General features: G+C 72.4%; 24 protein-coding genes and 1 tRNA gene. 9 read left to right on the top strand and 16 right to left on the bottom strand.

Annotated features, from left to right (window positions below):
• Positions 1 to 3 precede the first annotated feature (3 nt).
• Entirely contained in the window at positions 4 to 447 is a 444-nt protein-coding gene (locus EUA06_RS12570) for an SRPBCC family protein (RefSeq protein ID WP_129476121.1), read from the top strand.
• Between the two features lie 16 nt (positions 448 to 463).
• Here the strand turns inward: EUA06_RS12570 and EUA06_RS12565 are convergent, their stop codons facing one another.
• From EUA06_RS12565 to EUA06_RS12555, 3 genes are all read right to left on the bottom strand, one after another.
• Positions 464 to 826 (bottom strand): DUF421 domain-containing protein, encoded by a 363-nt coding sequence (locus tag EUA06_RS12565; protein ID WP_129476119.1) that lies wholly within the window; start codon positions 824 to 826, stop codon positions 464 to 466.
• 127 nt (positions 827 to 953) lie between these two features.
• Complete coding sequence (locus EUA06_RS12560; protein ID WP_129476116.1) at positions 954 to 1,472, bottom strand: hypothetical protein; 519 nt, start codon at positions 1,470 to 1,472, stop codon at positions 954 to 956.
• A gap of 64 nt (positions 1,473 to 1,536) precedes the next feature.
• On the bottom strand, positions 1,537 to 3,807 hold the full coding sequence (locus EUA06_RS12555; RefSeq protein ID WP_129476114.1) for an aminotransferase class III-fold pyridoxal phosphate-dependent enzyme: 2,271 nt from the start codon (positions 3,805 to 3,807) through the stop codon (positions 1,537 to 1,539).
• Positions 3,808 to 3,845: 38 nt separating this feature from the next.
• On the opposite strand from EUA06_RS12555, the gene EUA06_RS12550 reads away from it, so the two are divergent.
• A complete protein-coding gene (locus EUA06_RS12550) occupies positions 3,846 to 4,874 on the top strand; it encodes an alanine racemase (RefSeq protein WP_242498120.1) in 1,029 nt (342 codons plus the stop codon).
• Positions 4,875 to 4,877: 3 nt separating this feature from the next.
• On the opposite strand, the gene EUA06_RS12545 is transcribed toward EUA06_RS12550, so the two are convergent.
• The 3 genes from EUA06_RS12545 to EUA06_RS12535 form a co-directional block, all read right to left on the bottom strand.
• Positions 4,878 to 5,585, bottom strand: a complete 708-nt coding sequence (locus tag EUA06_RS12545; RefSeq protein WP_129476111.1) for an ANTAR domain-containing protein — start codon at positions 5,583 to 5,585, stop codon at positions 4,878 to 4,880.
• Between the two features lie 89 nt (positions 5,586 to 5,674).
• Complete coding sequence (locus EUA06_RS12540) at positions 5,675 to 6,697, bottom strand: NADPH:quinone reductase (protein ID WP_129476108.1); 1,023 nt, start codon at positions 6,695 to 6,697, stop codon at positions 5,675 to 5,677.
• 4 nt (positions 6,698 to 6,701) lie between these two features.
• Positions 6,702 to 8,087, bottom strand: coding sequence for an L-serine ammonia-lyase (locus EUA06_RS12535; protein ID WP_277985672.1), 1,386 nt, complete (start codon positions 8,085 to 8,087; stop codon positions 6,702 to 6,704).
• A 138-nt stretch (positions 8,088 to 8,225) separates the two neighbouring features.
• On the opposite strand from EUA06_RS12535, the gene EUA06_RS12530 reads away from it, so the two are divergent.
• Positions 8,226 to 8,699, top strand: a complete 474-nt coding sequence (locus tag EUA06_RS12530) for a GtrA family protein (protein WP_165354375.1) — start codon at positions 8,226 to 8,228, stop codon at positions 8,697 to 8,699.
• Here EUA06_RS12530 and EUA06_RS12525 read toward each other — a convergent pair.
• A complete protein-coding gene (locus tag EUA06_RS12525; RefSeq protein WP_129476099.1) occupies positions 8,696 to 9,010 on the bottom strand; it encodes an STAS domain-containing protein in 315 nt (104 codons plus the stop codon). The two genes, EUA06_RS12530 and EUA06_RS12525, sit on opposite strands and share 4 nt — an antisense overlap.
• A 156-nt stretch (positions 9,011 to 9,166) precedes the next feature.
• Positions 9,167 to 9,239, bottom strand: a tRNA-Thr gene (locus tag EUA06_RS12520).
• A gap of 131 nt (positions 9,240 to 9,370) precedes the next feature.
• Here EUA06_RS12520 and EUA06_RS12515 point away from each other — a divergent pair.
• Positions 9,371 to 9,814 (top strand): OsmC family peroxiredoxin, encoded by a 444-nt coding sequence (locus EUA06_RS12515; protein ID WP_129476096.1) that lies wholly within the window; start codon positions 9,371 to 9,373, stop codon positions 9,812 to 9,814.
• Between the two features lie 94 nt (positions 9,815 to 9,908).
• On the opposite strand, the gene EUA06_RS12510 is transcribed toward EUA06_RS12515, so the two are convergent.
• The 5 genes from EUA06_RS12510 to topA form a co-directional block, all read right to left on the bottom strand.
• Positions 9,909 to 11,465, bottom strand: coding sequence for an alpha/beta hydrolase (locus EUA06_RS12510; RefSeq protein ID WP_129476093.1), 1,557 nt, complete (start codon positions 11,463 to 11,465; stop codon positions 9,909 to 9,911).
• A complete protein-coding gene (locus EUA06_RS12505) occupies positions 11,462 to 12,637 on the bottom strand; it encodes a DNA polymerase III subunit delta' (RefSeq protein WP_129476090.1) in 1,176 nt (391 codons plus the stop codon). Before EUA06_RS12505 ends, EUA06_RS12510 begins: the two co-directional genes overlap by 4 nt.
• Positions 12,634 to 13,272, bottom strand: coding sequence for a dTMP kinase (tmk, locus tag EUA06_RS12500; protein ID WP_242498119.1), 639 nt, complete (start codon positions 13,270 to 13,272; stop codon positions 12,634 to 12,636). The genes EUA06_RS12505 and tmk overlap by 4 nt, the downstream gene beginning before the upstream one ends.
• 209 nt (positions 13,273 to 13,481) lie before the next feature.
• A complete protein-coding gene (locus tag EUA06_RS12495) occupies positions 13,482 to 14,183 on the bottom strand; it encodes a hypothetical protein (RefSeq protein ID WP_129476085.1) in 702 nt (233 codons plus the stop codon).
• A gap of 30 nt (positions 14,184 to 14,213) precedes the next feature.
• Entirely contained in the window at positions 14,214 to 16,919 is a 2,706-nt protein-coding gene (gene topA / locus EUA06_RS12490; RefSeq protein WP_129476082.1) for a type I DNA topoisomerase, read from the bottom strand.
• A 274-nt stretch (positions 16,920 to 17,193) separates the two neighbouring features.
• Between topA and EUA06_RS12485 the strand changes: the two genes are divergently transcribed.
• Positions 17,194 to 17,979: a hypothetical protein gene (locus tag EUA06_RS12485; RefSeq protein WP_129476079.1), complete on the top strand. Its 786-nt coding sequence runs from the start codon at positions 17,194 to 17,196 to the stop codon at positions 17,977 to 17,979.
• On the opposite strand, the gene EUA06_RS12480 is transcribed toward EUA06_RS12485, so the two are convergent.
• From EUA06_RS12480 to EUA06_RS12470, 3 genes are read right to left on the bottom strand one after another with little or no spacing between them, the layout of a single operon-like run.
• Positions 17,972 to 19,459: a DUF7059 domain-containing protein gene (locus EUA06_RS12480; protein ID WP_129476076.1), complete on the bottom strand. Its 1,488-nt coding sequence runs from the start codon at positions 19,457 to 19,459 to the stop codon at positions 17,972 to 17,974. The genes EUA06_RS12485 and EUA06_RS12480 overlap by 8 nt on opposite strands.
• On the bottom strand, positions 19,456 to 20,268 hold the full coding sequence (locus EUA06_RS12475) for a metallophosphoesterase family protein (RefSeq protein WP_129476073.1): 813 nt from the start codon (positions 20,266 to 20,268) through the stop codon (positions 19,456 to 19,458). Before EUA06_RS12475 ends, EUA06_RS12480 begins: the two co-directional genes overlap by 4 nt.
• A gap of 33 nt (positions 20,269 to 20,301) precedes the next feature.
• A complete protein-coding gene (locus tag EUA06_RS12470; RefSeq protein ID WP_129476069.1) occupies positions 20,302 to 20,778 on the bottom strand; it encodes a hypothetical protein in 477 nt (158 codons plus the stop codon).
• Between EUA06_RS12470 and EUA06_RS22470 the strand changes: the two genes are divergently transcribed.
• From EUA06_RS22470 to EUA06_RS12455, 4 genes are read left to right on the top strand one after another with little or no spacing between them, the layout of a single operon-like run.
• Positions 20,777 to 20,920 (top strand): hypothetical protein, encoded by a 144-nt coding sequence (locus EUA06_RS22470; protein ID WP_165354374.1) that lies wholly within the window; start codon positions 20,777 to 20,779, stop codon positions 20,918 to 20,920. The two genes, EUA06_RS12470 and EUA06_RS22470, sit on opposite strands and share 2 nt — an antisense overlap.
• 10 nt (positions 20,921 to 20,930) lie before the next feature.
• Entirely contained in the window at positions 20,931 to 21,614 is a 684-nt protein-coding gene (locus EUA06_RS12465; RefSeq protein WP_129476067.1) for a response regulator transcription factor, read from the top strand.
• Entirely contained in the window at positions 21,611 to 22,939 is a 1,329-nt protein-coding gene (locus tag EUA06_RS12460) for a sensor histidine kinase (RefSeq protein ID WP_129476064.1), read from the top strand. The genes EUA06_RS12465 and EUA06_RS12460 overlap by 4 nt, the downstream gene beginning before the upstream one ends.
• Positions 22,940 to 22,949: 10 nt before the next feature.
• On the top strand, positions 22,950 to 23,843 hold the full coding sequence (locus EUA06_RS12455) for a phosphotransferase (RefSeq protein WP_129476061.1): 894 nt from the start codon (positions 22,950 to 22,952) through the stop codon (positions 23,841 to 23,843).
• The last annotated feature ends 23 nt before the right edge of the window (positions 23,844 to 23,866 follow it).

Raw genomic sequence — 23,866 nt, 5'->3', positions numbered from 1 at the left:
GGCATGACCACTGTGAACCGCACGTTCGACGTCCACCCTCAGCCCTCCGTCGTCATCGACTACCTCAAGGACTTCAGCCACGCCGAGGAGTGGGACCCGGGCACCGAGTCGTGCACCCGGACCGACTCCGGCGGACCTGTGCAGGTCGGGTCGACCTGGCACAACGTCTCCAAGATCGCGGGGGTCAGCACCGAGCTCGACTACACCCTCGAGAGCCTGACCGACGACACGATCGTGCTGGTCGGCCGCAACGACACCGCGACCTCGACCGACACGATCACCGTCGTGCCGAGCCCGGACGGCCCCGGCAGCCGGATCACCTACGAGGCCGTGATCGAGCTGTCCGGTGCGGCGAAGATCGCCGACCCCGTGATGAAGATCGTCTTCGAGAAGATCGGCAGCGACACCGAGGACGACATGACGAACGTCCTCAACCGCCTGGCGTGAGGACCCCTGAGGGCTGCTAGCCCTGGGGTGGCTTCTCCGGTGCCCCCGCCTCGGACGTGTCGTAGGTGAAGAACGAGAGCCTGCCGTCGGCCTCGAGCACGGCGTACTCGATCTCCGACGTGCGACGGATCCCCTGCTCGCGGGCAGCAACGAGGAGGTCGGCCGTGGCCAGGCGCTGAGCCCTCATTGCATCCTCGAGCACTTCGCCGTTCGCGACGACCAGCAGTGGCCTGCCAGTCACCACGGGCCTGGACCGGGGGAACCGCCACTGCACCCACGACAGCGCGACGGTCAGCAGCGCGAAGGTGCCGACGGCCAGGACGGCCGAGGTGATCGAGTAGTCCTGCTGCGTGACGCCCTGCTGGACCAGGTCTCCCATGGTGACGGAGCAGCAGCTCGAAGGTGCTCAGCTCGCCGAGCGTCGCGCGCCCGACGGCCCGCGTGACGATCCACAGGAAGGCGAAGAGGACGACAGCGCGCACCACGATCTCCACGATCCGACCTCCTCAGGGCAGCAGATGGGTGGTGATGTCGACGGAGACCAGGGGTGCGAGGTCCGCGTCGACCACGGAGACGATCGCGTCGCGGCCGACCTGGCACGGCTGGATGTAGGCGTCGTAGTCGACGGTGAACACGTTGCCGTCCGGGGCGTCGAACGTCAGGTACAGCGTGCTGGCGTCGCGGACGCTCGTCGAGGGCTCCGGCGTGAAGCCCTGGGTCTCGTAGATCTCGAAGTAGTCACCGGTCACCGCGATGGTGACCTCCCTGTCGAACCCGTCGGGGTTGGCGACGACCACCTGCCACGGCACGTCGATGCCGGCCCGCGCCACCGTGGCATAGGTGACGTCGAGGTCGTACCCGTTCCCGCTGGCACTGGCAGTGGCGGAACGCACGCCGAGCAAGCCCGCCGCCCCGGCGAGCACCACCACGAGCAGCAGGCCGAGGAAGAGCCGCCGACCCCAGAGCGCCCCGCGCTCGTGGGATCCGGTCTCCAGCCCGGTGAGCGTCGACTCGGGAACCGCCACCATCCCGGTGTAGCACCGCGGCGCCCCTGGCATCAGGTGCCGCGCCGCGTGTCGCCAGCCCGGGTCATCCGCGAGATCTGACGTCCCCGACCGCGTGCTCCAACCGGTCGACGAAGTGGTCGACGTGCGTCTCGTCCCACACGAGCGGCGGGCGCACCTTCAGCACGTTGCCGCCCGGTCCGGTCAGTCCGGCGAGCGCGCCGCGGGCGACGAGGGCCTGGAGCAGCTGCCGCGCGGCCGGGCGGTCGACCACGTCGATGCCGGCGACGAGGCCCATCGCGCGGACGTCGCCGAGCAGGTCGGTCGCTCCGGCCAGCTCGCGCAGCCGGGTCGCGAGGTGGGCCCCGGTGACGAGCGCCTTCTCCGGCAGCCGCCTGTCCTCCAGCACGTCGAGCACCGCGTTGCCGGCGGCCGCAGCGGCCGGGGTCGCGGCGAAGGTCGAGAAGTACTCCCAGCGCTCGGCGAACCGGTCGACCACCTCGCGCCGGGTGACGACCGCGCCGATCGGGTAGCCCGCGCCCATCGGCTTGCCGAGGGTGACGAGGTCGGGCACGACGCCCGACTGCGCGAAGCGCCACAGTCCCGGACCGGTGCGGCCGTAGCCGATTTGCACCTCGTCAGCGAGGTAGAGCGCGCCCGCGGCGTGCGCACCGTCGCGCAGCCCCTGGACGTACGACGGTGGCGCGTCGTGCACGCCCTCGCTGGTGAAGCCGGAGTCGGCCAGCAGGAGCGCTGGCCGGTGGCCACGCGCTGCCACGTCCTGCCAGGCCGCGCCCACCATCGCGGTCGTCGCCCCGGCTGACAGGTCACCGCCGGCGACCGGAGCCCGGAAGGTGCCGACGGCGGCGGGGCGGTGGCCCGGTGGCCACTCGTTGGGGCTCAGGTCTGCCATCCAGCGCGTTGTGCCGTGATAGCCGTGGTGGACGACCAGCGCTCCGGTGCCGCCGGTCCACTCGGTCGCCAGTCGCCAGGCGAGCTCGTTGGCCTCGGTGCCGGACGTCGTGAAGAGGACGGTGTCGAGACCGTCCGGCATGGTCGCCGCGATCCGCTCGGCGAGCTCGACGACCTCGGGGTGGAGGTAGCGCGAGTGGGTGTTGAGCCGACCGAGCTGACGGCTGACCCGGCGGACCACCACAGGGTCGGCGTGCCCGACGACGGCGACGTTGTTGTATGCGTCGAGGTAGCGCCGGCCGTCGGCGGCGACCAGCCATGCGCCCGCACCGCTGACGATCTGCAGCGGGCGGTCGTAGAACAGCGGCGCGACGGTGCCGCCCATCGCGGCGGCGCGACGGGTGGCGACGTCGTCACTCGCCGCCACCGCTCGGGTGCCGGCGAGGCGATGCAACCGCTGTGCCAGCTCGGTCGGTGAGAGCTGCGCCAGCTCGGACGTCGTACGCGCGTTGGCGTCGTCGTACTGCGTGATGTAGGCCGTGTTGTCGGGGTGGGTGGCCGCGCGACCGCGGGAGATGATCGTGCTGAGCACGAGGCGCGACAGCACCAGCTCGCCGAGGACGTCGACCTCCTCGGCGCCGAGGGGACGGATCCGCTGGTAGCCGCGCAGCGTCGCGCCGGCGAGCTCCCACGGCGAGGAGACCTGGGCGTCGCTGGTGTTGCGCAGCACGGAGGTGAGGGCGACCGCGAGGTCGGCGACGTCGGCGGTGAAGTGCATGTCGCCGAAGTCGATGACACCGGTGACCGTGCCGTCGGTCGCGAGCAGGTTGGTGAGCGTGACGTCGCCGTGGCGGATCCCGCTCGGCAGCGCAGCCAGGCGCGGCAGCACCGCGGCCACCCGCTCGACGACGGGGTGGAGCGGGTCGTCGGACGTGAGGCCCCACCTCGCCGCGACGCGCGGGAGGGCGCGTACGTCCCAGTCGAGCTCGCGGCTGCCGGCGGCCGGGTGGAAGAAGCCGCGCAGCGCCTGCGCCGTGCGGGCGGTGGCCGCGCCGACCTGCTCGGCGACGTCCTCGGTGACGACCTGCCCCTCGAGCTGGGAACCCGGCACGGTCGTGATCAGCCGCGCGAGGCAGGCGCGGCCTGCGTCGTCGGTGATCGTGACGATGTCCTCGCCGCCGGCCGACACCGTGCGCGGGACGGGGAGGTCGGGGTCGGTTGCCGCGACGTGCCGCATCGCCGCGACCTCCATCTCGAGGAGCGCCCGCGACTCCGCCGGGTTCGCGACCTTGAGGACGTGGCCCGAACCGATGAGGAAGTTCACGTCGCGCTCGCTCGAGAGCGGCCCGACGTCGGCGGTCACCCCCCAGTGCTCCTCCACCAGCCGGCGGACCCTCTCGGTCGTGAGCCGCGGTGCGGGCTCGTCCAGCACGTCGTGGGCCATGCGCGAAGGGTAGGGGTTCGGTGCGGGAGCATGTCGAGGTGAGCAGACCGACCCCCTACGTCGATGTCGACCGCGACGTCCTCGAGCGCAACATCCACGCGATGCAGCACGCAGCGAGCGGCTCCGGGCTCACGCTGCGCCCGCACGCCAAGACGCACAAGTCGCTCGAGGTCGCCCGGCTCCAGCTCGCCGCCGGCGCGGTCGGCCTCACTGTCGCGACGGTCGCCGAGGCCGAGGTCTTCGCCGAGGTCTGCGACGACCTCTTCATCGCCTACCCGCTCTGGGTGGACGACGAGCGGGCCACCCGCCTGCATGGGGTGCTGGCGCGGGCGAGCGTGGCGGTCGGCGTCGACTCCGTCGAGTCGGTCCGCCAGCTCGCACCCCTCGCGGGCGCCGGGCTGCGGGTGCGGGTCGAGGTCGACAGCGGCCACCACCGCAGCGGCGTACCTGCCGGCGACGCCGTCGCGGTCGCGAGCGCTGCGGCCGAGGCCGGTCTGGCCGTCGACGGCGTCTTCACCTTCCCCGGCCACTCCTACTCCCCCGACGCCCGCGCAGCCGCTGCCGCCGACGAGCAGCGCGAGCTGGCCGCTGCCCGGGACGCGCTGATCGGCGCCGGGATCGCGTGCCCGGTCGTCAGCGGCGGCTCGACCCCGTCCGTCGAGTTCGCGCGCGGCGGGGTGCTGACCGAGGTGCGACCGGGCGTGTACGTCTTCGGCGACGCGCAGCAGTGGGAGCTCGGCGTCACGCCCCCCGAGCAGGTCGCCCTCACGGTCGTCGCGACCGTCGTCGGCCGCTACCCGGACCGGGTGGTCCTCGACGCGGGCAGCAAGGTGCTCGGCGCCGACCGGGCGTCGTACGCCACCGGCCACGGCCGGCTGCTCGACCACCCCGACGCCCGCATCACCGCCCTGTCCGAGCACCACGCGACGGTGACCGGGTTCGACGCGCCCCGCGGCACCCGCGTGCGCGTCGTGCCCAACCACGTCTGCACGACGGCGAACCTCGCCGACGCCTACGTCGTCGGCGACAACACGTGGCGCGTCGACGCGCGCGGCGCCAACACCTGAGGATCAGCCGATCGAGCGGTCGGGCGCCTCCGGGAGTTGCCGGGTCCGCACGATGTCGCCGGCGACCTGCACCAGCTTGGTGTTGGTGTGGGACGAGATCCGCTTGAGGTAGGCCAGCGCCTGGTCGCTGTCGACGCCCAGCCGTTCCATGAGGATGCCCTCCGCCTGCCCGATCACGGTGCGGCTCTGCAGGGCGGCACTCATCCCCTCGATCTCGCGCCCGGCGGCCAGCGCAACGGCCAGGTGCCCGGCGAGCGCCTGCGCGGTCGCGAGGTCGTCGGCGTCAAAGGCGTCGGGGGCGGCGGCGTAGAGGCTCAGGGTGCCGTAGGAGCCACGCGCGGTGTAGACGAATATCGAGATCATCGACCCCAGCTGGAAGTCGCCGTTGACTCGACCACCCCACGCCGACCACCGCTCGTCGCCGACGAGGTCGTTGATCTGTACGACCTCGTCCTCGCGGTCGGGGGCATGGCACGGACCCTCGCCGAGCTCGTTCTGCAGCACGTTGACCGCCGAGAGGATCTCGCCCGTCGAGGCCAGCGTGTGGCACTCCCCGGCGCGGTTGATGGTGATGCCGGCGTGCAGGCAGCCCGGGATGAGCTCGACCGCCGCATTCACCGCGAGCATCAGGCGGTCGCTCTGCTCGCCCGCCGCGCCCAGGGCACGGGCCAGCTCCGCGAACTCCACGACGTTGGTCTGGCTCGTCGACATCGTCACTCCGTCTCCCGCGCAGCACGTCCGCGCCGCGTTCCCGAGCACATCTCACCACGAGGGTGGGCGACGCGCCGCGCCGGAAGCGGTCAGTGGTCGCCCACGTCGATCAGCACCTTGCCGATCGCCCCGTCCTCGACGGCCGCATGGGCCTCGGCAGTTCGCTCGAGCGGGTGGTGGTGGAGCGGCAGCCCGTGCTCCTCGCCCACGCCGAAACCGCCGTCGGCGACCGCTGCGGTGATGTCCTCCGCGGCACGCCGCAGCGCCTCCTGGCCGACGGTGTAGAGGAGCACCCACTGGAAGCGGGCGTTGGTCGAGAACGTCTCGCGCACGCTGAGCGTCACCTCGTCGCCGCCGTTGTTGGCGTAGATCGCGATCGTGCCGCGCGGCTTGATGACGCCCACGTCGAGCCGGAGGTTCTGGGCCGGAGCCACCTCGACGACCAGGTCGACGCCGTCGGGGGCGAGGTCGCGGATCGCCGCCGCGGCGTCGCCGTCGCGGTAGTTGACGACGTGGTGCGCACCGGCCGCCGTGGCGAGGCGGCCCTTCTCGTCGCTGCTCACCGTGCTGACCACGGTCGCGCCGGCCCACCGGGCGAGCTGGATCGCGGCGTTGCCGACCGCGCCGGCCCCGCCCGCGACGAGCACCGTCATCCCGGAGAGCGCGCCGGGCGCCAGCCGGTCCGGCCCGTCCTCGGACGTGGTGAGGGCGCGGTGGGCGGTGACCGCGGGGACGCCGAGCGACGCACCCAGGTCGTACGACGCCGCGTCGGGGAGCACGGTCACCCGGTCCGCCGGGATCACGACCTGCTCCTGTGCCGTGCCGCCGGGACGCTGGTGCTGCGCCAGCATCGTCCAGACGCGGTCACCGACCGCGAGGTCCGTGACCTCGGGGCCGACGGCGTCGACGACGCCCGCGCCGTCCTGGCCGGGCACGATCTCGGGGAAGGCGAGCTCGCCCATCCCGCCGGCACGGAACTTCCAGTCGGTGGGGTTCACACCGGCGCGGACGATGCGCACCCGCACCTCGCCGGGCCCGGGCTCGGCCGGCTCCCGCTCGACCAGCTCCAGCACGGACGAGTCGCCGCTCTCGGTGTAGACCACAGCACGCATCGGGTCAGCATTCCACGACGTTGAGGGCGAGACCGCCGCGGGCGGTCTCCTTGTACTTGTCCTTCATGTCGCGGCCGGTCTCGCGCATCGTCTTGATCGCCTTGTCCAGCGACACGTGGTGCGAGCCGTCGCCGCGGATGGCCATCCGGGCGGCGGTGATCGCCTTGATCGAGGCGACCGCGTTGCGCTCGATGCAGGGGATCTGGACGAGCCCGCCGACCGGGTCGCAGGTGAGTCCGAGGTTGTGCTCGATGCCGATCTCGGCGGCGTTCTCCACCTGCTCCGGGGTGCCGCCGAGGAGCTCCGCCAGTCCCCCGGCGGCCATCGAGCAGGCCGAGCCGACCTCGCCCTGGCAGCCGACCTCGGCCCCGGAGATCGACGCGTTCTCCTTGAACAGCAGGCCGATCGCGGCGGCCGTCAGCAGGAAGCGCACGACGCCGTCGTCGTCGGCCCCGGGCACGAAGTGGTGGTAGTAGAGGAGCACGGCGGGCACGATCCCGGCGGCGCCGTTGGTCGGCGCCGTCACGATCCGTCCGCCGGCCGCGTTCTCCTCGTTGACCGCCAATGCGTAGAGGGTGACCCACTCCATCGCCATGAGCGGGTCGGCGATCCCGGAGACCCATTCGACGTCGAGCTTGGCCTTCAGCTCGGCCGCGCGACGGCGCACCTTCAGGCCGCCCGGCAGCACGCCGGGCGTCGCACTGCCGCGGTCGACGCACTCCCGCATCACCTGCCAGATCGCCAGCAGCTCGCTCCGCACCTCGTCCTCGGAGCGGCGGACCAGCTCGTTGGCGAGCATCACGTCGCTGATCCGAAGTCCCGTCGACCGGGTGATGGCGAGCAGCTCGTCCCCGCTGTGGAAGGGGTACGGGACGGGCGTCTCGTCGGGCACGAGCGCCGGGTTGCCGAGGTCGTCCTCACCGAGGACGAAGCCGCCCCCGACGGAGTAGTACTCGCGACGGCGCAGCTCGGCCCCTGCCGTGTCGAAGGCCTGGAAGACCATGCCGTTGGTGTGGAACTCGAGGCGCTTGCGCCGGTGCATGACGACGTCGTCGTCGGGGTCGAAGTCGATGCCGTGGGTGCCGGCCAGCTCCAGGCGCTTCCGGTCACGGACGTCCTGCACCATCGGGTCGGCGGCGACGGGGTCGACGAGGTGGGGCTGCTCCCCGGAGAGACCGAGGACGACCGCCTTCACGCTGCCGTGCCCGTGTCCGGTGGCGCCGAGCGAGCCGAACAGCTCGACGTGGACCTTCGTGACCTCGTCGAGCTGGCCGTCGTCGCGCAGTCCGTCGACGAAGAGGTACGCCGCCTTCATCGGCCCGACCGTGTGCGAGCTGGACGGACCGATCCCGACCTTGAACAGGTCGAACACGCTGATGGTCATCGCGATCCCTCCGCCGCCCGCGTCGTTGCGGGCGACACCCCTGATGATGGAGCCGCGAGGGCGTGCAGGACAAGGGCCGCGTTGCTTCTGACGCGACCTGTTGCTTCTGGCGCAACGGGCTGCGCTGGCCCGTACGCTTCACCTGTGACCACCAGCCGTGCCGCTCGCTGGCGCGCCATCTTCAGGCAGCTGGTCGTCTTCGCCTGCGTGGGGGGCGCATTCAACGTGTTCTACGGCCTGCTGTACGTCGTCCTCCGCACCGAGCTCAGCGCCCAGCCGGCGAACGCCATCGCCCTCGTCGTCTCGACCATCGCCGGGACGTGGGGGCACCGCCGGATCACCTTCGGCGTCCGCGGGCCGGAACGCACGGTGACCCACCAGGCGCTGGGCCTCGCGCTCCTCGGCTTCAGCCTGGCTGTCACCGCCGGCTCACTCTGGCTGCTGGAGGCGACGGTGGACGCCCCCTCGCGGACCCAGGAGGTCGCCGTGCTGGTCGCGGCCAACCTCGGCACCGGTCTCGTACGCTTCGCGGTGTTCCGGGTGGCCATGAGACGCCCCCGGGATCGCGGGTCCGACGGAGCATCGGAGGCAACTGCCGGGATCGGGCTGACGACCTAGCCTCGTCGGGAGCCGACGGGCGATCTCCGGGACTCCAACCTGGCGAGGTCGGTTCGGAAGGGTCCGCTGCACCCGGTCAGGGTGAGGACGACGCCCGCCGCCACGGCGGCCTCGCAGCACCGCCTGAGACCCCGGGCGCCGTCGGGATCGACCGACGTGACGCGCGTGAGGTCGATCCCGACGAAGTGGGACTTCTGCCGGAGCGCCACGTCGAGGCGCAGTCGCAGGTCGTAGGCGGCGACCACGTCGAGGGTCCCGTCGACCTCGATCGAGGTCGCTCCCGCCAAGGCGGAGGAGGTGATGTGGTGCATCCGCGGACTCTGCTCCGGATCGGGTGCTGGACGTAGGGGCTGTCACCCACCGTACGAGCCGGCGTCGGTCCCTGCACGCATGTTGCCAACTGTTCACGTGAACCACCTGCGGACGCAGAAGACTCCCCCGGGGTCTCGGGTCCCCGGGGGAGTCAGAGCCGCCTGTCAGAATCGAACTGACGACCTAGTCATTACGAGTGACTCGCTCTACCGACTGAGCTAAGGCGGCGTGGCCTCGAGCGGTGCTCGATGGGCCGCGGGCGAGTATACGGATTGCTCCGGGCGGGACAGAAATCCGGGGGTGGGGTCACGCGCTAGGTTCGGGACCGACCCACTTCCGACACTTCGCAGGAGTCTCCGATGCCCACTCGCTCCGCCCGCACCGCCTGGAACGGCGACCTGATGAGCGGATCCGGCCAGGTGGAGCTCTCCAGCTCCGGCGCCGGCACCTTCGACGTGAACTTCCCCAAGCGAGCGGCCGACGAGGCCGACGGCACGACCAGCCCCGAGGAGCTCGTCGCGGGCGCCCACTCGGCGTGCTACGCCATGTCGTTGTCCAACCTCCTCGCGGAGGCCGGCGGCACGATCCACTCGCTCGACGTGACCGCCGACGTGACCCTCGGCCCGGACAAGGAGGCCGGCGGGTTCAGGCTGACCGGCATCACGCTCACCGCGCGCGGTGAGATCGAGGGCCTCGACGACGCCGCCTTCAAGGACGCGGCTGAGAAGGCCAAGGCCGGCTGCCCGATCAGCAAGGCGCTCACGGGCGTCGAGATCACGCTCGACGCCGCGCTCGAGGGCTGACGCCCTCTCGCTGGTCGAGGAGGTCGCGCAGCGACCGTCACGAGACCCGGGTCTCGTGACAGGACTTCGTCCTTCCTCGACCAGCGGGGTGAGTTCAGCAGGTCGTCCCGTCGTCGGGGACTGCCCCCTCCAGGAGGTAGTCCTCGACGAGGGAGTCGATGCACTCGTTGCCGGCGTTGTAGGCCGTGTGGCCGTCGCCGTCCCGCTCGACGAGCACGCCGGAGTCGAGCTGGCCGGCCAGCGCCTGGGCCCAGATCAGCGGGGTCGCCGGATCACGGCTGGTGCCGAGGACGAGGATCGGTGCGGCGCCCGCGGCCGTGATGGTCAGCGGCTCCTCGCTCGACGTCACGTCGATGCCTTGGCACCCCGTCATCGCCCAGGCAAAGATCCGGCCGAAGGTCGGCGAAGCTTCCTCGAACTCCGGGTAGAGCGACGGCACTTCGTCGAAGGCGACAGACGTCGGGTCGTCGAGGCAGTTGATCGAGTAGTTGGCCTCGATCGAGTTGTCGGCGTAGGACCCGTCGGGGTTGCGGGAGGCGTACGCGTCCGCCAGGTCCATCAGCGCCGAGCCCTGGCCGTCGAGCGCCGAGGTGAGCGCGGTGCTCAGCAGGAACCAGTAGTCGCGGTTGTAGAGCGGCGTGATGACGCCGTAGAACGCGTTGCCGACCTCGAGCTCACGGTCGCCCGCCGGCAGCGGCTGCTCCTCGATCGAGTCGAGGAGGTCGCTGATGGTGCCGAGGCCCTCGTCGACCGTGTCCCCGAGGAAGCAGTTGTCGGTGGAATCGAGGCAGTTCTGGACGTAGGCGCGCAACGCGGTCTCGAAGCCCTCGGCCTGCTGGAGCGCCGTCGACTGCGCGTCGAGCGAGACGTCGACGGCCCCGTCGAGCACCAGTCGTCCGACCTTCTCGGGGAACAGCTCGGCGTAGGTCGCGCCGAGCTTGGTGCCGTACGACGCACCCAGGTAGGTCAGCTGCTCCTCGCCGAGCGCCGAGCGGAGGACGTCCATGTCGCGCGCCGCCTCGATCGTCGTGACGTGGCCGATCACCGGACCCGAGCCGGCGACGCACTTCGCCCCGAGCGAGAGGACCGATATCTCGAAGGACTCCTCCTCCGCTGCGGTGTCCGGCGTGGGGTCACCGGCGAGGTAGGCGTCGAGCTCGCTGTCGCTCATGCAGTCGACCGGGGCCGAGCGGCCCGTGCCGCGCGGGTCGAAGCCGACGATGTCGAATCCGTCGAGGAGCGGCTGGCGGAAGACTCGACCAGCAGCAGCAGCGTACGACGTCCCGGGAGCGCCGGGGCCTCCCGGGTTCACCACCATCGAGCCGACGCGCGACCCGCTGGCCGGGACCCGCAGCAGCGCGAGGTCGATCGTGTCGCCACCGGGGTCGGCATAGTCGACCGGGACGGTGAGGGTGCCGCAGTCCTGGTCGGCGTTGGTCGCGCACGGCTCCCAGTCGATGCGCTGGGAGTAGAAGTCGGAGAGGCCCGACTCGGGCGCCTCGGTCACGTCCGCCGGCGGCGGCGTCGTGGGCGACGGTGTGGGTCGCGCGGCGGGCTCGTCGGAGAGCGAGCCGCCGACCGCCAGCCCGACCGCGACGAAGGTCGTCAGCGCGAGGGCGAGCACGGCGACGATCGCCAGGACCTTCTTCATTGACGACCTCCGGGCAGTCGCAGCGCGACCATCATGGACTCGAGCGCCAGCTGCGGCGGCACGTTGAACTCCAGCATCTGCTCGCGGGCGGTGAACACCGCGTCGATCATCCGCAGCACCTCGTCGGGCGTGACGGCCCGCGCGACGGTCTGGACGTCGCCGCGCAGCTCCTCGTTGACGAGCATGCCGGGCGCGCCGACGGCAAGGGCGATCGCGTCGCGGTAGACCGAGACGAGGTCCATCAGCGCGCGGTCGATCACGTCGAGCACCCGCCGCTTGGCCTTCTGCTTCTGCAGCTTCTCCAGCGCGCCGAGGGCCGCCCGGTAGGACCGGCTGGCGGTGTCCTTGCGCTCGCTGCCGAAGATCGCCTGCAGCTCCCCGAGCTCGCGCTTCTCGGCGTCCGAGGTGATCGCCTCGGTCTCCTCCTTGGCGAGCTCGGCGAGGTTGGTCGCGGCGGTCATGCACGCGCCGAGCGACGTCAGCCTGGCCGGGATGCTGACCACCTCGCGCCGGCGCGAGCGGGTCTCCTCGTCGAGCGCGAGCGCCCGGGCGCGACCGATGTGGCCCTGGCTGGCGCGGGCGGCGAACCCGGCGACGGTCTCGGAGACCCCGTCGTTGCGGGCGAGGAACCGTGCGACGTCCTCGGTGCCGGGCGTCGCCAGGGTCAGCGTGCGGCAGCGCGAGCGGATGGTCGGCAGCACGTCCTGCACGGTGGGCGCGCACAGCAGCCAGAGCGTCTTGGGCGTCGGCTCCTCGATCGCCTTGAGCAGCGCGTTGCCGGTGCGCGGGTTCTCCGGGGTGCCGAGGCGGTCGGCGTCCTCGATGACGACGATCTGCCACCGCCCGATCGCGGGGAACTTCGCCGCCGACATCACGAGGTCGCGCATGTCGTCGACGTAGAGCACCGACGTCTCCGACTTCACCCAGGTGATGTCGGGGTGGGAGCCGCTCATGCCGAGCCGGCACGCCTCACACACACCACAGCCCGTACGTCGTTCGCACTGCAGCGCCGTCGCGAACGCGCGGGCGACGTTGGAGCGACCCGATCCGGGCGGCCCGGTGATCAGCCAGGCGTGGGTCATCCCGACCCCGGACGCGGCGTGCTTGAGGACCTCGATCGTCGGTCGCTGGCCGACGAGGTCGTCCCAGACCGTGGCGGTCGCGGTGGTCACCGGCCCTCCAGCAGCGGCGCGACGCGGGCACGGATGGCGGTGGCGAGCTCGTCGATCGGCGCGCGGGCGTCGAGGACGGCGTAGTGGTCGGGGTCGGCGGCCGCGAGGTCGAGGAAGCCCTGGCGCACCCGCTGGTGGAACTCCAGCGACTGTCCCTCGATGCGGTCGCGCCCGTCGAAGCGGCCGAGCCCGGCCTCCGGCGCCAGGTCGAGCACGACGGTGAGGTGCGGGCGCAGGTCGGCCGTGGCCCAGCGGGCGACGGCCTCCACCTCGCCGACGTCGAGCGTCCGGCCGGCACCCTGGTAGGCCAGCGTCGAGTCGACGTAGCGGTCGGTGATCACGACCTCGCCGCGGGCGAGGGCCGGGAGCACGACGTGGTCGACGTGCTCGGCCTTGTCGGCGATGTAGAGCAGCGCCTCCGTGCGGTCGGACAGGTGGCCGGTCGCCGGGTCGAGCACGATGCGGCGCATCTCCTTGCCGACCTCGGTGTCGCCCGGCTCGAAGGTCAGCAGCACGGTCCTGCCCCGTTCGACCAGCCAGTCGCGCAGCAACCGCGACTGGGTGGACTTGCCGGCCCCGTCGCCCCCCTCGAAGCAGACGAAGAGTCCGTGCTCTGAGAAGACTCCGGCGCTCACGACGGACACCCTACGGGCGGGCGCCCACACCGGACGCGGGCCTCGTAGGCGCGCGGACAGAAGTCGTCCGGCGCCGCCGCTCCACGCGTGGGCGTCGGCCGCGCCCGTGGGTTCGGTCCGCGCGTCTGCCGGCGGACGGAACGTGCCCCCGGCCAGGCGGCGTACGCGTGCGGGCGCGGGCCGCGCGTCCGTTCGGTCCGTCCGCCGGCTCAGGTGCCGGAACTGCTCCCGCCGAGGAAGACCACGCCGATCAGGAAGGCCCAGCCGCCGGTGAGGCGCCGACCGAGGTCCCTCGGGCGCCCCAACCCGAGCGGGCCGCCGAGGAGGAAGCAGGCGAGGCAGCCGAGCGGACCGCCCCACAGCGTCAGCCACGTCCAGGCCCACTTCGTCGCCCGCCAAGGCTCAGGCCCGTTCCCCGCGAGCAGCACGGTGCCGAACCAGGTAGCGACGCCGAGCCACCCCACCCAGTGCGGGGCCCGCCACCCGCGCCACTCCTGATGGCTGGGGTGGTCGACGTACGTGATGTCCAGCTCCTGCGGGAAGGCACCGGCCTGGAGGTACTTCACCGGATCGCCGACGATGCCGTTGCCGCCGTCGAACGTCCCGGGCGTGCGCCGGCCGTCGACCTGCACCTCCGCGAACCGGTCCAGCCAGCTCCCGCGCCACCGCAGCATGACCGTCGTACGACCTCGCCACGAGTCGCGTGGGGCGCTGACGATCTCCACCTGCGTCACCGAGCCGTCACTGATGGAGGCCGACAGCTGGTTGAGGTCCGAGCGCTTCTCGCCGGTCAGGCCGAGCGCCACGGCCGTCGCGAGCCACAGGCCGACGAACACGAGGACGGTCAGGCGCCAGCGGCGGTCGCGCCACTCGTCGTACGCCGTCGGCGCAGGCGCCGTCTCCACTGCCATGCCTCACCCCCGTGCGAGGAGAGTAGGGCCTCAGGCCTTCTTGGCGGCAGCCTTCTTCGTCGTCTTCTTCGCAGCGGTCTTCTTGGCGGCCGTCTTCTTCGCCGCAGCCTTCTTGGCGGGCGCCTTCTTCGCGCCCTTCTTGGCCGCCTTCTTCGCCGGACCGCGCTCGCGTCGCTCGGCGAGCAGCTCGGCCGCCCGCTCGAGGGTGATCGACTCGACCGTGTCGTCCTTGCGGAGGGTGGCGTTGTACTCGCCGTCGGTGACGTACTCGCCGAAGCGGCCCGCCTTCACGATCACCGGCTGGCCGGAGACGGGGTCGTTGCCGAGCTCCTTGAGCGGCGGGGTGGCCGCGCCGCGGCCGCGCTGCTTGGGCTGGGCGTAGATCGCCTTGGCCTGGTCGAGCGTGATGTCGAAGATCTGGTCCTCGCTGGTGAGCGAGCGCGAGTCGGTGCCCTTCTTGAGGTAGGGCCCGTAGCGACCGTTCTGCGCTGTGATCTCGGTGCCGTCCTCGTCGGTGCCGACGACGCGCGGCAGGTCGAGCAGCTTGACGGCCTCCTCGAGGGAGACGGTGTCGAGCGTCATCGACTTGAAGAGCGAGCCGGTGCGCGGCTTGGCGCTCTTGGGCGCGTCCTCGGGCAGGACCTCGGTGACGTAGGGGCCGAAGCGGCCGTTCTTCGCGACGATCTGCAGGCCCGTGTCGGGGTGGTTGCCGACGACCTGCTCCTCGCCGGCCGGGTTGGCCAGCAGCTCCTTGGCCTTCGCGACGGTGAGCTCGTCGGGCGGAAGGTCATCGGGGACGTTGGCCCTGACCGGGGCGCCGTCGCCGTCCTCGGACGGCGGCCCCTCGACGTAGGGCCCGTAGCGACCGACGCGCAGGTCGATGCCCTCACCGATCGGGAAGGTCGCCATCTCCTTGGCGTCGATCTCGCCGAGGTCGGTGACGAGCGTCTTGAGCCCGACGACGTCGCCGGCGCCGTAGTAGAACTCGCCGAGCTCGGTCGCGCGGTCCTTGCGACCGCCGGCGATCTCGTCGAGCACGTCCTCCATCGAGGCGGTGAACTCGTAGGACACCTGCCGCGGGAAGTGCTCCTCGAGCAGCCGGATCACCGAGAACGCCAGCCACGCCGGCACCAGCGCGGTGCCCTTCTTGTAGACGTAGCCGCGGTTGAGGATGGTGCCGATGATCGAGGCGTACGTCGACGGGCGACCGATCTCGCGGTCCTCGAGCTCCTTGATGAGCGTCGCCTCGGTGTAGCGCGAGGGGGGCTTCGTCTCGTGGCCCTCGGGGCTCAGCGTCGCCGCCGTCACCGCAGCACCCTCGGTGAGGTTGGGCAGCCGGGTCTCGGCGTCGTCCTTGCGCTTCGAGGCGTCGTCGATGTCCTCGACGTAGGCCTTGAGGAAGCCGTGGAACGTGATCGTGCGACCACTGGCGCTGAAGACCGCGTCGCGGCCGTCGCTCGCGGCGCCGCCGATGCGGATCGTCACCGAGTTGCCGACCGCGTCCTTCATCTGCGAGGCGACGGTGCGCATCCAGATCAGCTCGTAGAGGCGGAACTGCTCGCCCGACAGCCCGGTCTGGGCAGGCGTACGGAACGACTCGCCGGCGGGACGGATCGCCTCGTGCGCCTCCTGGGCGTTCTTCACCTTGGAGGCGTAGGTCCGCGGCGAGTCGGGCAGGTACTCCGCGCCGTACAGCTCCCGCACCTGGTCGCGTGCCGCGCCGACCGCTCCGCCCGAGAGCGTCGTGGAGTCGGTGCGCATGTAGGTGATGAAGCCGTTCTCGTAGAGCCGCTGCGCGACCGACATCGTCACGCTGGCGCTCATCCCGAGCTTGCGGCTGGCCTCCTGCTGCAGCGTGGTGGTGCGGAAGGGGGCGTAGGGAGAGCGGCGGTAGGGCTTGGACTCGACCGAGCGGACGTCGTACGTCGTGTCGGCGAGGCCGGTGGCCAGCGTCTCGGCGTCGGCGCGGGAGAGGTGGACGCGCTCACCCTTGCCCTTGGGCACGCCGGTGTTGTCGAAGTCGGAGCCACGGGCGACGCGGACGCCGTCGACGCTGTAGAGCTTGGCGGGGAACATCCGCGGGTCGTGGCCGGAGCCGGCGTCGAAGGTGGCGTCGATGTCCCAGTAGGAGGCGACGCGGAACTTCATCCGCTCGCGCTCCTTGTCGACGACCAGGCGGGTCGCGACGGACTGGACACGGCCGGCGGACAGCCCGGACATGACCTTCTTCCACAGCACCGGCGAGACCTCGTAGCCGTAGAGGCGGTCGAGGATGCGACGCGCCTCCTGGGCCTCGACGAGGTCGTCGTTGATGTCGCGGGGGTTCTCGACCGCGGCCAGGATCGCGGCCTTGGTGATCTCGTGGAAGACCATCCGGTGGACCGGAAGGCCCTTCGGCGGCTTGAGCTCGTCGAGGAGGTGCCACGCGATGGCCTCGCCCTCGCGGTCCTCATCGGTGGCGAGGTAGAGGGCGTCGGCGTCCTTCACCAGCTTCTTCAGCTTGGCGATGTGGCTCTTCTTGTCGCGCGGCACGACGTAGTAGGGCTCGAACCCGTTGTCGACGTCGACAGCGAGGCGGCCCCACGGCTTGTCCTTGATCTTCGCCGGGGTGTCCGCCGCGTTGTTCGGCAGGTCGCGGATGTGCCCGATCGAGGACTCGACGACGTAGTCCTTGCCCAGGTAGCCGCCGATGGTGCGGGCCTTGGCCGGGGACTCGACGATGACGAGCTTTGCCACTTCAGATTGCTCCCTCTTGATGCGTGCCGAGTGTTGCTCGGCGCGGCCACCGTAGCGCCCGATCGGTTTTTCGCCACGCCGCGGCGTCCACAGGGCCTCGCGTGGACTTCGTCCACCTCGTCACCGACCCCGGTCTGGACCGGGCCACCTCGGCCCCAGCCCCCTGTGGACGGACGGTCCGCTCCCGGCACCTGTGGAGAGCGCCCGGAAGCTGTCGGTGGGGCTGCCGACCGTGGTGGGACACCGACCCCTTTCCCGTCACATGGAGGATGAGATGTTCGACCACCGCTACCACGACGACCTGCTCTGGCACACGCCCCGCGAGAGGCTGGACGAGGGCGGGCGGGTCAGCCACCTCGTCTTCGTCGACGGACGACTCGTCGACGCCTGGAGCGAGCGCGTGGAGGACAGTGCGTACGCCGACGTGGCGCGCCGCCACGACGAAGCCGCCCGGCCGCAGGTGGTGCAGAGCCCACCGCCGCTGCCCCGGCACGTGCAGGCCCTCCACTGGCTCGACTGCGTGGCCGGCAGCCGGGACGAGCTGCTCGCGATGACCGGATCGCCGGTCGCGCTGCCGCGACTCGGCGACCACCTCGATCCGGTCGCGGACGAGCCGTGGCTGGTCGCCGACGAGCTGCTGACCGACCTGCGCGAGTCGATGCTCGCCCCCGAGCTGGCTGCGCCGCTGCGCGAGTGCCTGCTGCTGGCGCGCGAGCGCTACCCCGAGCTCGCCGAGCGGATGACGCCCGCGCGGCTCGCGGCCGGGGTGGCGTGGGTGGTCGGGAAGGCCAACGCGGCCATCGGCCCCGAGGGCCCGGTGACGCAGGTGCGGATCGCCGACCACCTCGGCACGACGTCGCTCAACGCGTGCGGCACCCAGGTCCTCGGGCACGTGCGTCGCCTCGGCTGGGTCAGCGCCCGGCCCTGGTCGTCCGGCGCCCCCGCGCTCACGGCGGTGGGGCGGGTCGAGCTGCTCTCCGCCTCGGTGCGACGCGACCTCGTCGAGCTGCGGGACCGGTCGCTCGCGGAGGAGGCCCGGGCTCCCTCCGAGGTCAGCTGACCTCGAGGAACCCCTCCTCGACGAGCTCGCGCACCACCGGGAGATAGGTCGTCCGCAGCTCCGCCGCGTCCCGCTCGAGCAGCGCGGCGAGGGCGCCGAGCAACCGGCCGACGGTGAGGTCGCCGTCGCAGGCGCCGAGGAAGGCTGCCTCCAGGGTGTCGGCCGTGCGAGCCCGCCGGAAGCCGCGCTGCTGGCGGAGCACGATCGCCTCCGGGTCCTCGGCGCCGGGCCGGCCGACCGTCTCCTGCTGGACGTCCTCACGGGCGACGAGGGTGGTCTCGAGCAGCTGGTCGTCGGTGAGGCTGCGCAGGTCGGAGACCGCCCCGCCCCAGGCGTGGATCGCGGGGCCGATGGGCTGCTCGACGTCGTACGGCCACTCGAGGAGCTGGTGCGCTCCTCCCGCGTGATCGGCAATGCCTCCGAGGCGGATGTTGATCCACCCGAAGCCGACGCCCTCGATCCCGGACTCCTCGAACCACGACAGCCACGTGTCGTAGCGGCGCGTGTAGTCCGGGCCCCCGTGGTGGCCGGAGTCCTTGAGCCACAGCTCGACGTACGCCGACGGGTCCAGGGTCTCGCGCTGCACGACCAGCGCGTCGCAGTCGTCGCGCAGCCACGAGCCGAGCCGCTCGTCCCACGGCCGGCCCTCGACGATCGACCAGTTGGCCAGGACCTGGAGCCAGCCGCCGTCGGTGAGGTGGTCGGGCCCGGTGCGCACGATGTGCTCGACGACGCGGTCGCCGGGCAGGCCGGAGTCGCGGTAGACCAGCCGTTCGCCGGTGGCCGGCGAGATCACGAAGGGCGGGTTGGTCGCGATCAGGTCGAAGCGCTCCCCCGCGACCGGCTCGAAGAACGACCCGTCCCGCACGTCGACGTCGGCGCCGTTGAGCTCGGCGTTGAGCCGGGTCATCCAGAGCGCGCGGCTGTTGACGTCGGTGGCGACGACGCGGCCGGCGTGTCCGGCGAGGTGGAGGGCCTGCACGCCGCAGCCGGTGCCGAGGTCGAGCGCCGAGCCGACGGGCTCGCGCATCGTCAGCTGCGCCAGGCTCGTCGACGCGCTCGAGATGCCGAGGACGTGGTCGGGGCCGACGGCGACCGGTGCGCCGTCCAGGCCGGGCGTCAGGTCGGAGACGATCCAGAGGTCGCGATCCTCCGTCGCGTAGGGCCGGCAGTCGGTCCGCGCGGCGACCTCGCTGACGCTCTGCTCGAGCAGGCCGGCGTTGCAGAGCCGGTCGACGAGTCCGGGCAGGGCCCGGTCGGCGGCGTCCCGCGCGACCGGGGTCTGCAGCAGGAAGAGCCGGACCAGGGTGTCGAGGGGCCCGCCCGACGTCGTACGCCGCAGGGCGGGGAGGGTCTCGTTGCGACCGAGCGCGCGGTGCGCGTCGTCGCCGATCGCCTCGGCCACCCGGTCATAGGTGAAGTCGGCGGCGACGAGCGCCTCGCGCAGCGGGGCGGTGAAGTCCAGGTCGGAGGTCGTCATGCGCGCACCGCCTCCCGCTCGTGATAGCCGGTCAGCGGTTCCCCGGACCTCCACTCGTCGAGCATCCCGCGGTAGATGCCGTGCCGCAGCTCGAGCTCGTAGCCGTCGTACTTCGGCACCCCGAGGTCGCGCGCCGCCGCGAGCTCGGCCTCGACGTCGTAGGGAACGCGGACGTAGGAGATCGCCCACGGCGCCGGGTCCGCGGAGCCGAGGACGCCCTCGAGGATGCAGTAGAGCGGTGTGGGGTCTCCCATGCAGTTCCCGACCGCGCCGGTGTTGAAGGCGGTACGCCCCTGGAGCTGGCACTCGTAGAACGGGTCGTGGGTGTCGCCGTAGCCGACCATGTCGGGCTCGGGCGAGTCGAAGCCGGTGGCCGGCGTGTTGGTGAAGAGCGCCTCGAACTCGTCCTGCGTGCGTACGTAGCGCACGCGCCGGTGCACCGTCTCCTCGCTCGCGTGGAACAGTCGCACCCGCCGGCCCGACAGGAGGAAGTCGTGGCTGAACGGGAGCGACCGCAGCCACTCCCCCTGCCCGGGACCGAGCTGGGCGAGCCACCACTGCAGGGCCGGGCTGTCGAAGTCGCGATCCGGGTCGGGCACGAAGTCGTCCCAGTTGCCGAGCAGGTTCACCTCGCACCGCTCACGGCACAGGTCGACCACCTCGCGCCCACGAGGACCCTTCCCGACGTAGTCGCCGAGGTTGAAGATGGTCGTGATCCCGCGGGCGTCGATGTCGGCGAGCACCGCCTCGAGCGCCGTTAGGTTGCCGTGGACGTCCGAGATGAGGGCGATGCGGGTGGCTGCTGGCACGGGGCCAGCGTAGGTGAGCCCGTCGGCCGCGGATCACGACGGCCGACAGGCCTCGCGCCGCTCCTGGACCTGCACCGCGACCTCCTGCACGCGGTCGCCGTACTCCCCGGCGAGCGCTCCGGAGCGGATCGCTCGGTAGGCATCGAGCCGGGCCTCCCCCGTGAGGTTGCGGGCCGCACGCAGATCGGCCTTCATCTCCTCGGGGAGCGCGCGCCGGACGGCGCGGATGCGCTCGTCGCGGCGCTCGGCGAAGCGCTGCACGCGGTTGCCGTAGTCACCGTCGAGCGCGTCGCGACGGATCTCGCGCAGCCCGGCGGCCTTCTCGCCGGCGGGCAGGTCGCGGACGGCCCGCAGGTCCTCCTGCAGGTCCTCGGGGAGCTGCGACCACACGGCGCCGCACGGGACCCGCGGTCCGTCGTCGGGGGCGGCGCCCGGCACGGCACCGGTGAAGAGGCCGGAGGTGGTGAGGAGCCCCGCGGCGAACAGCCCGGCGGTCTGGATGAGTGGCATGTCGATCTCCTTCGTCCGTGCCGGCTCCCTGCCGGCGCTGACGACGAGAGTCCTCGGCGCAGGTGGCGATCGCGTCAGCGTCGTGTTCGGGTTCGGTAAGGACGACGCGCGACCCCCGGTCGAGGGGCTTCGCGCCCACTAGCGTTCGGGTCGTGGACCAGTCGCGCGGACTCGTGGTCGTCGTGGAGGACGAGCCTGCGATCAGCGACCTCGTCCGCCGCTACCTGACCGCGGCCGGGTTCGGCGTGCACGTCGAGACCCGGGTCGTCGACGCTCTGGAAGCAGTACGCCGCCTGCGTCCCGCAGCCGTGCTGCTCGACGTAGGCCTGCCGGACGGCGAGGGGACCGAGGTCTGCCGAGCGATGCGCGACGCGGGCGACTGGACGCCCGTCCTCTTCGTCACCGCCCGCGACGACGAGGTCGATCGGGTGCTGGGCCTCGAGCTCGGGGCCGACGACTACGTCACCAAGCCCTTCTCGCCGCGCGAGCTGGTCGCACGCGTCACGACGATCATCCGGCGCAGCAGGGCACCGGTCGGGCCCCGGGTGGTCCGACACGGGGACCTCGCCCTCGACCCGGGCTCGCGGACGCTGACCGTCGGCGGCAAGGTCCGCCACCTGACGACCACCGAGTTCAACCTGCTGGAGGTGCTGATGACCACCCCGGGCAGGGTGTTCGACCGCGCCGAGCTGATGTCGCGCGCCTGGGGCCAGGCCGACTACGGCTCGAGCCGCACCGTCGACGTCCACGTGGCGCAGCTGCGGGCCAAGCTCGGCGACCGCTGTCCGGTCGAGACCGTGCGCGGCATCGGCTACCGGGCGCGGCGGCAGCCGTGAGGCCCGCGGGCCTGACCGCGCGGCTGGCGCTGGCGATGGCGGCGGTCGCCGTGGTGTCGGCGCTGCTCGCCGGCGTCCTCGTCGCGCCGCTGCTGTCCGGTGCCCGCGAGGAGGCCGTCCGCGCGCCCCTCGCCCGTCAGGCCGACCTGCTCGCCCGCCTTCCCCGCCTCACCACGGGGTCCGACCGGCTCGACCGGGTGACCGAGGTGTCCGGCCTGACCATCGGCGTCGTCACCGCCGCCCGCGTCTCGGGTGCCGGTGCCGCCCTGACCCCGGAGGACGTCGCCGCGCTGCGGGCCGGCGAATCCGTCTCGACGAGCGGCGAGCTCGCCGGCGTACCCGTCCTGGTCGAGGCCCGCCCCGCCCGCAACGGGGGCGCGGTGGTGCTGGCCGCCGACGTGGCCAGCGCCGATGACGCCCTCGCGTCCGTACGTCGCCGCGTGGTCCTCGCGCTCGCCCTCGGCTCGCTCGTCGCGCTCGCCCTGGCCGCGTGGCTGGCGCGACGGCTGGCGGCTCCGCTCACCCACACTGCGAGTGCGGCCCGACGACTCGCAGCTGGCGAGCGCGGGGTCGAGGTGCCGACCGCCGGGCCGCCCGAGGTCCTTGCCGTCGCGGAGGCGCTGGGTCAGCTCGACGCCGCCCTGGCCTCGAGCGAGGGCCGGCAGCGGCGGTTCCTGCTCACGGTCTCCCACGAGCTGCGCACCCCCCTGACGGCGGTCCGGGGCTACGCGGAGGGACTGGCCGACGGGACGGTGCCTCCCGAGGATGCGGCCGCGGTGGGCGCGACGCTGGTGGACGAGGCCGACCGGATGGCGGCCTACGTCGCCGACCTGCTCGCGCTCGCCCGGCTCGAGGCCGACGACTTCCGGGTCACCGTCGCCGACGTGGACCTCGCGGCACTGGTCGCCTCGACCGCGGACGCCTGGCAGGCCCGTGGCCGCGGTGCCGGGATCACCGTCAGCGCTGAGCCCGCCCCCGCCGTCGTACGAGCCGACCCGGACCGGCTGCGGCAGGTCCTCGACGCCCTCCTCGACAACGCGCTGCGGGTGGCTCCCCGCGGCGGCGCGGTCGTGCTGGCCTCCCGAGCGGGCGCCGTCGAGGTCCGTGACTCGGGGCCGGGACTCGCGCCCGAGGACCTCCCTGTCGCCTTCGACCCCGGGGTGCTGCACGAGCGCTACCGCGGTTCTCGGCCGTCCGGCGGTCAGGGCCTGGGGCTCGCCATCGCGGCGGGGCTGGTCCGCCGGATGGGCGGCACCATCTCTGCCGACGTCGCGGCGGAGGGTGGTGCGGCCTTCAGGATCAGCCTGACGCCGTCCCGGATGTGAGGATGGCGCTGTGCACGAGCGACCCCCGGACGTGACCGACGACGAGATCCTCGACCTGGTCCGCGCGGAGTGGGACGACGGCGCCGACGCGGTCGAGCACCTGCCCGTCGGCTGGGGCGCTCACCACTGGCGCGTCGACGTCGCCGGCGAGCCGACGCTCTTCCTGACCCTCGACATCGACCTCCCGCGCCACACGCTCGCGAGCCTCGAGGCGGCGTACTCCTCCGCGGCAGCGCTCGGGCTCGACTTCGTCTGGCCGTCGCTGCCGACCCGCGAGGGGGCGTACGTCGTCCCCCTCCGCTCGCGGAAGGCCAGCGTCACCGGGTGGCTCGACGGGTCGCGCCCACCGGAGTCGGTGCCCGAGCTGCCGGACCTGCTCGCTCGCCTGCATGCGACGCCGCCCCCGCCCGGCGCCCGCACCTGGTCGACCGACGTCGAGCCCGAGCTGGGCGACCGGCTCCGCGACCTGCTCCAGCAGGACTGGTCCGGGCCGCTCGGCCCGTCGGCACGCGACCTGGTCGTGGAGCACCTGTCCCGGGTCGGCGGGTGGGCACGGGAGCACGCGCGCCTGCTCGCCCTCGCCGACCCGTCGACGTACGTCGTGACGCACGGCGAGCCGCACGTGCGGAACCAGTGGGTCGCGCGCGGTCGGACGTGGCTGATCGACTGGGAGTCGCTGGTGCTCGCGCCGCGCGAGCGCGACCTCGCGACGCTGGTGCACGAGGGACGCGACGTCGACCACGACCGCCAGATGCTGCGGCTCTTCGACCTCGAGTGGCGCCTCGGCGAGATCTGGTCGTTCGCCCAGTGGCTGCAGGGACCGCACGTCGGGGACGCCGACGACCGCACCGCCCTCGGCGGTCTCACCGGCGAGCTGACCCGCCCGCACTTCGGCAGGCGCTGACACGACAGTGGCCCGCCACCCCC

Source organism: Nocardioides glacieisoli (genome assembly GCF_004137245.1).
In the GTDB taxonomy this organism is placed as follows: Bacteria; Actinomycetota; Actinomycetes; order Propionibacteriales; family Nocardioidaceae; genus Nocardioides; species Nocardioides glacieisoli.
The sequence above is the reverse complement of the archived record's forward strand: the minus strand, read 5'-3'. Positions and strand labels throughout refer to the sequence as shown.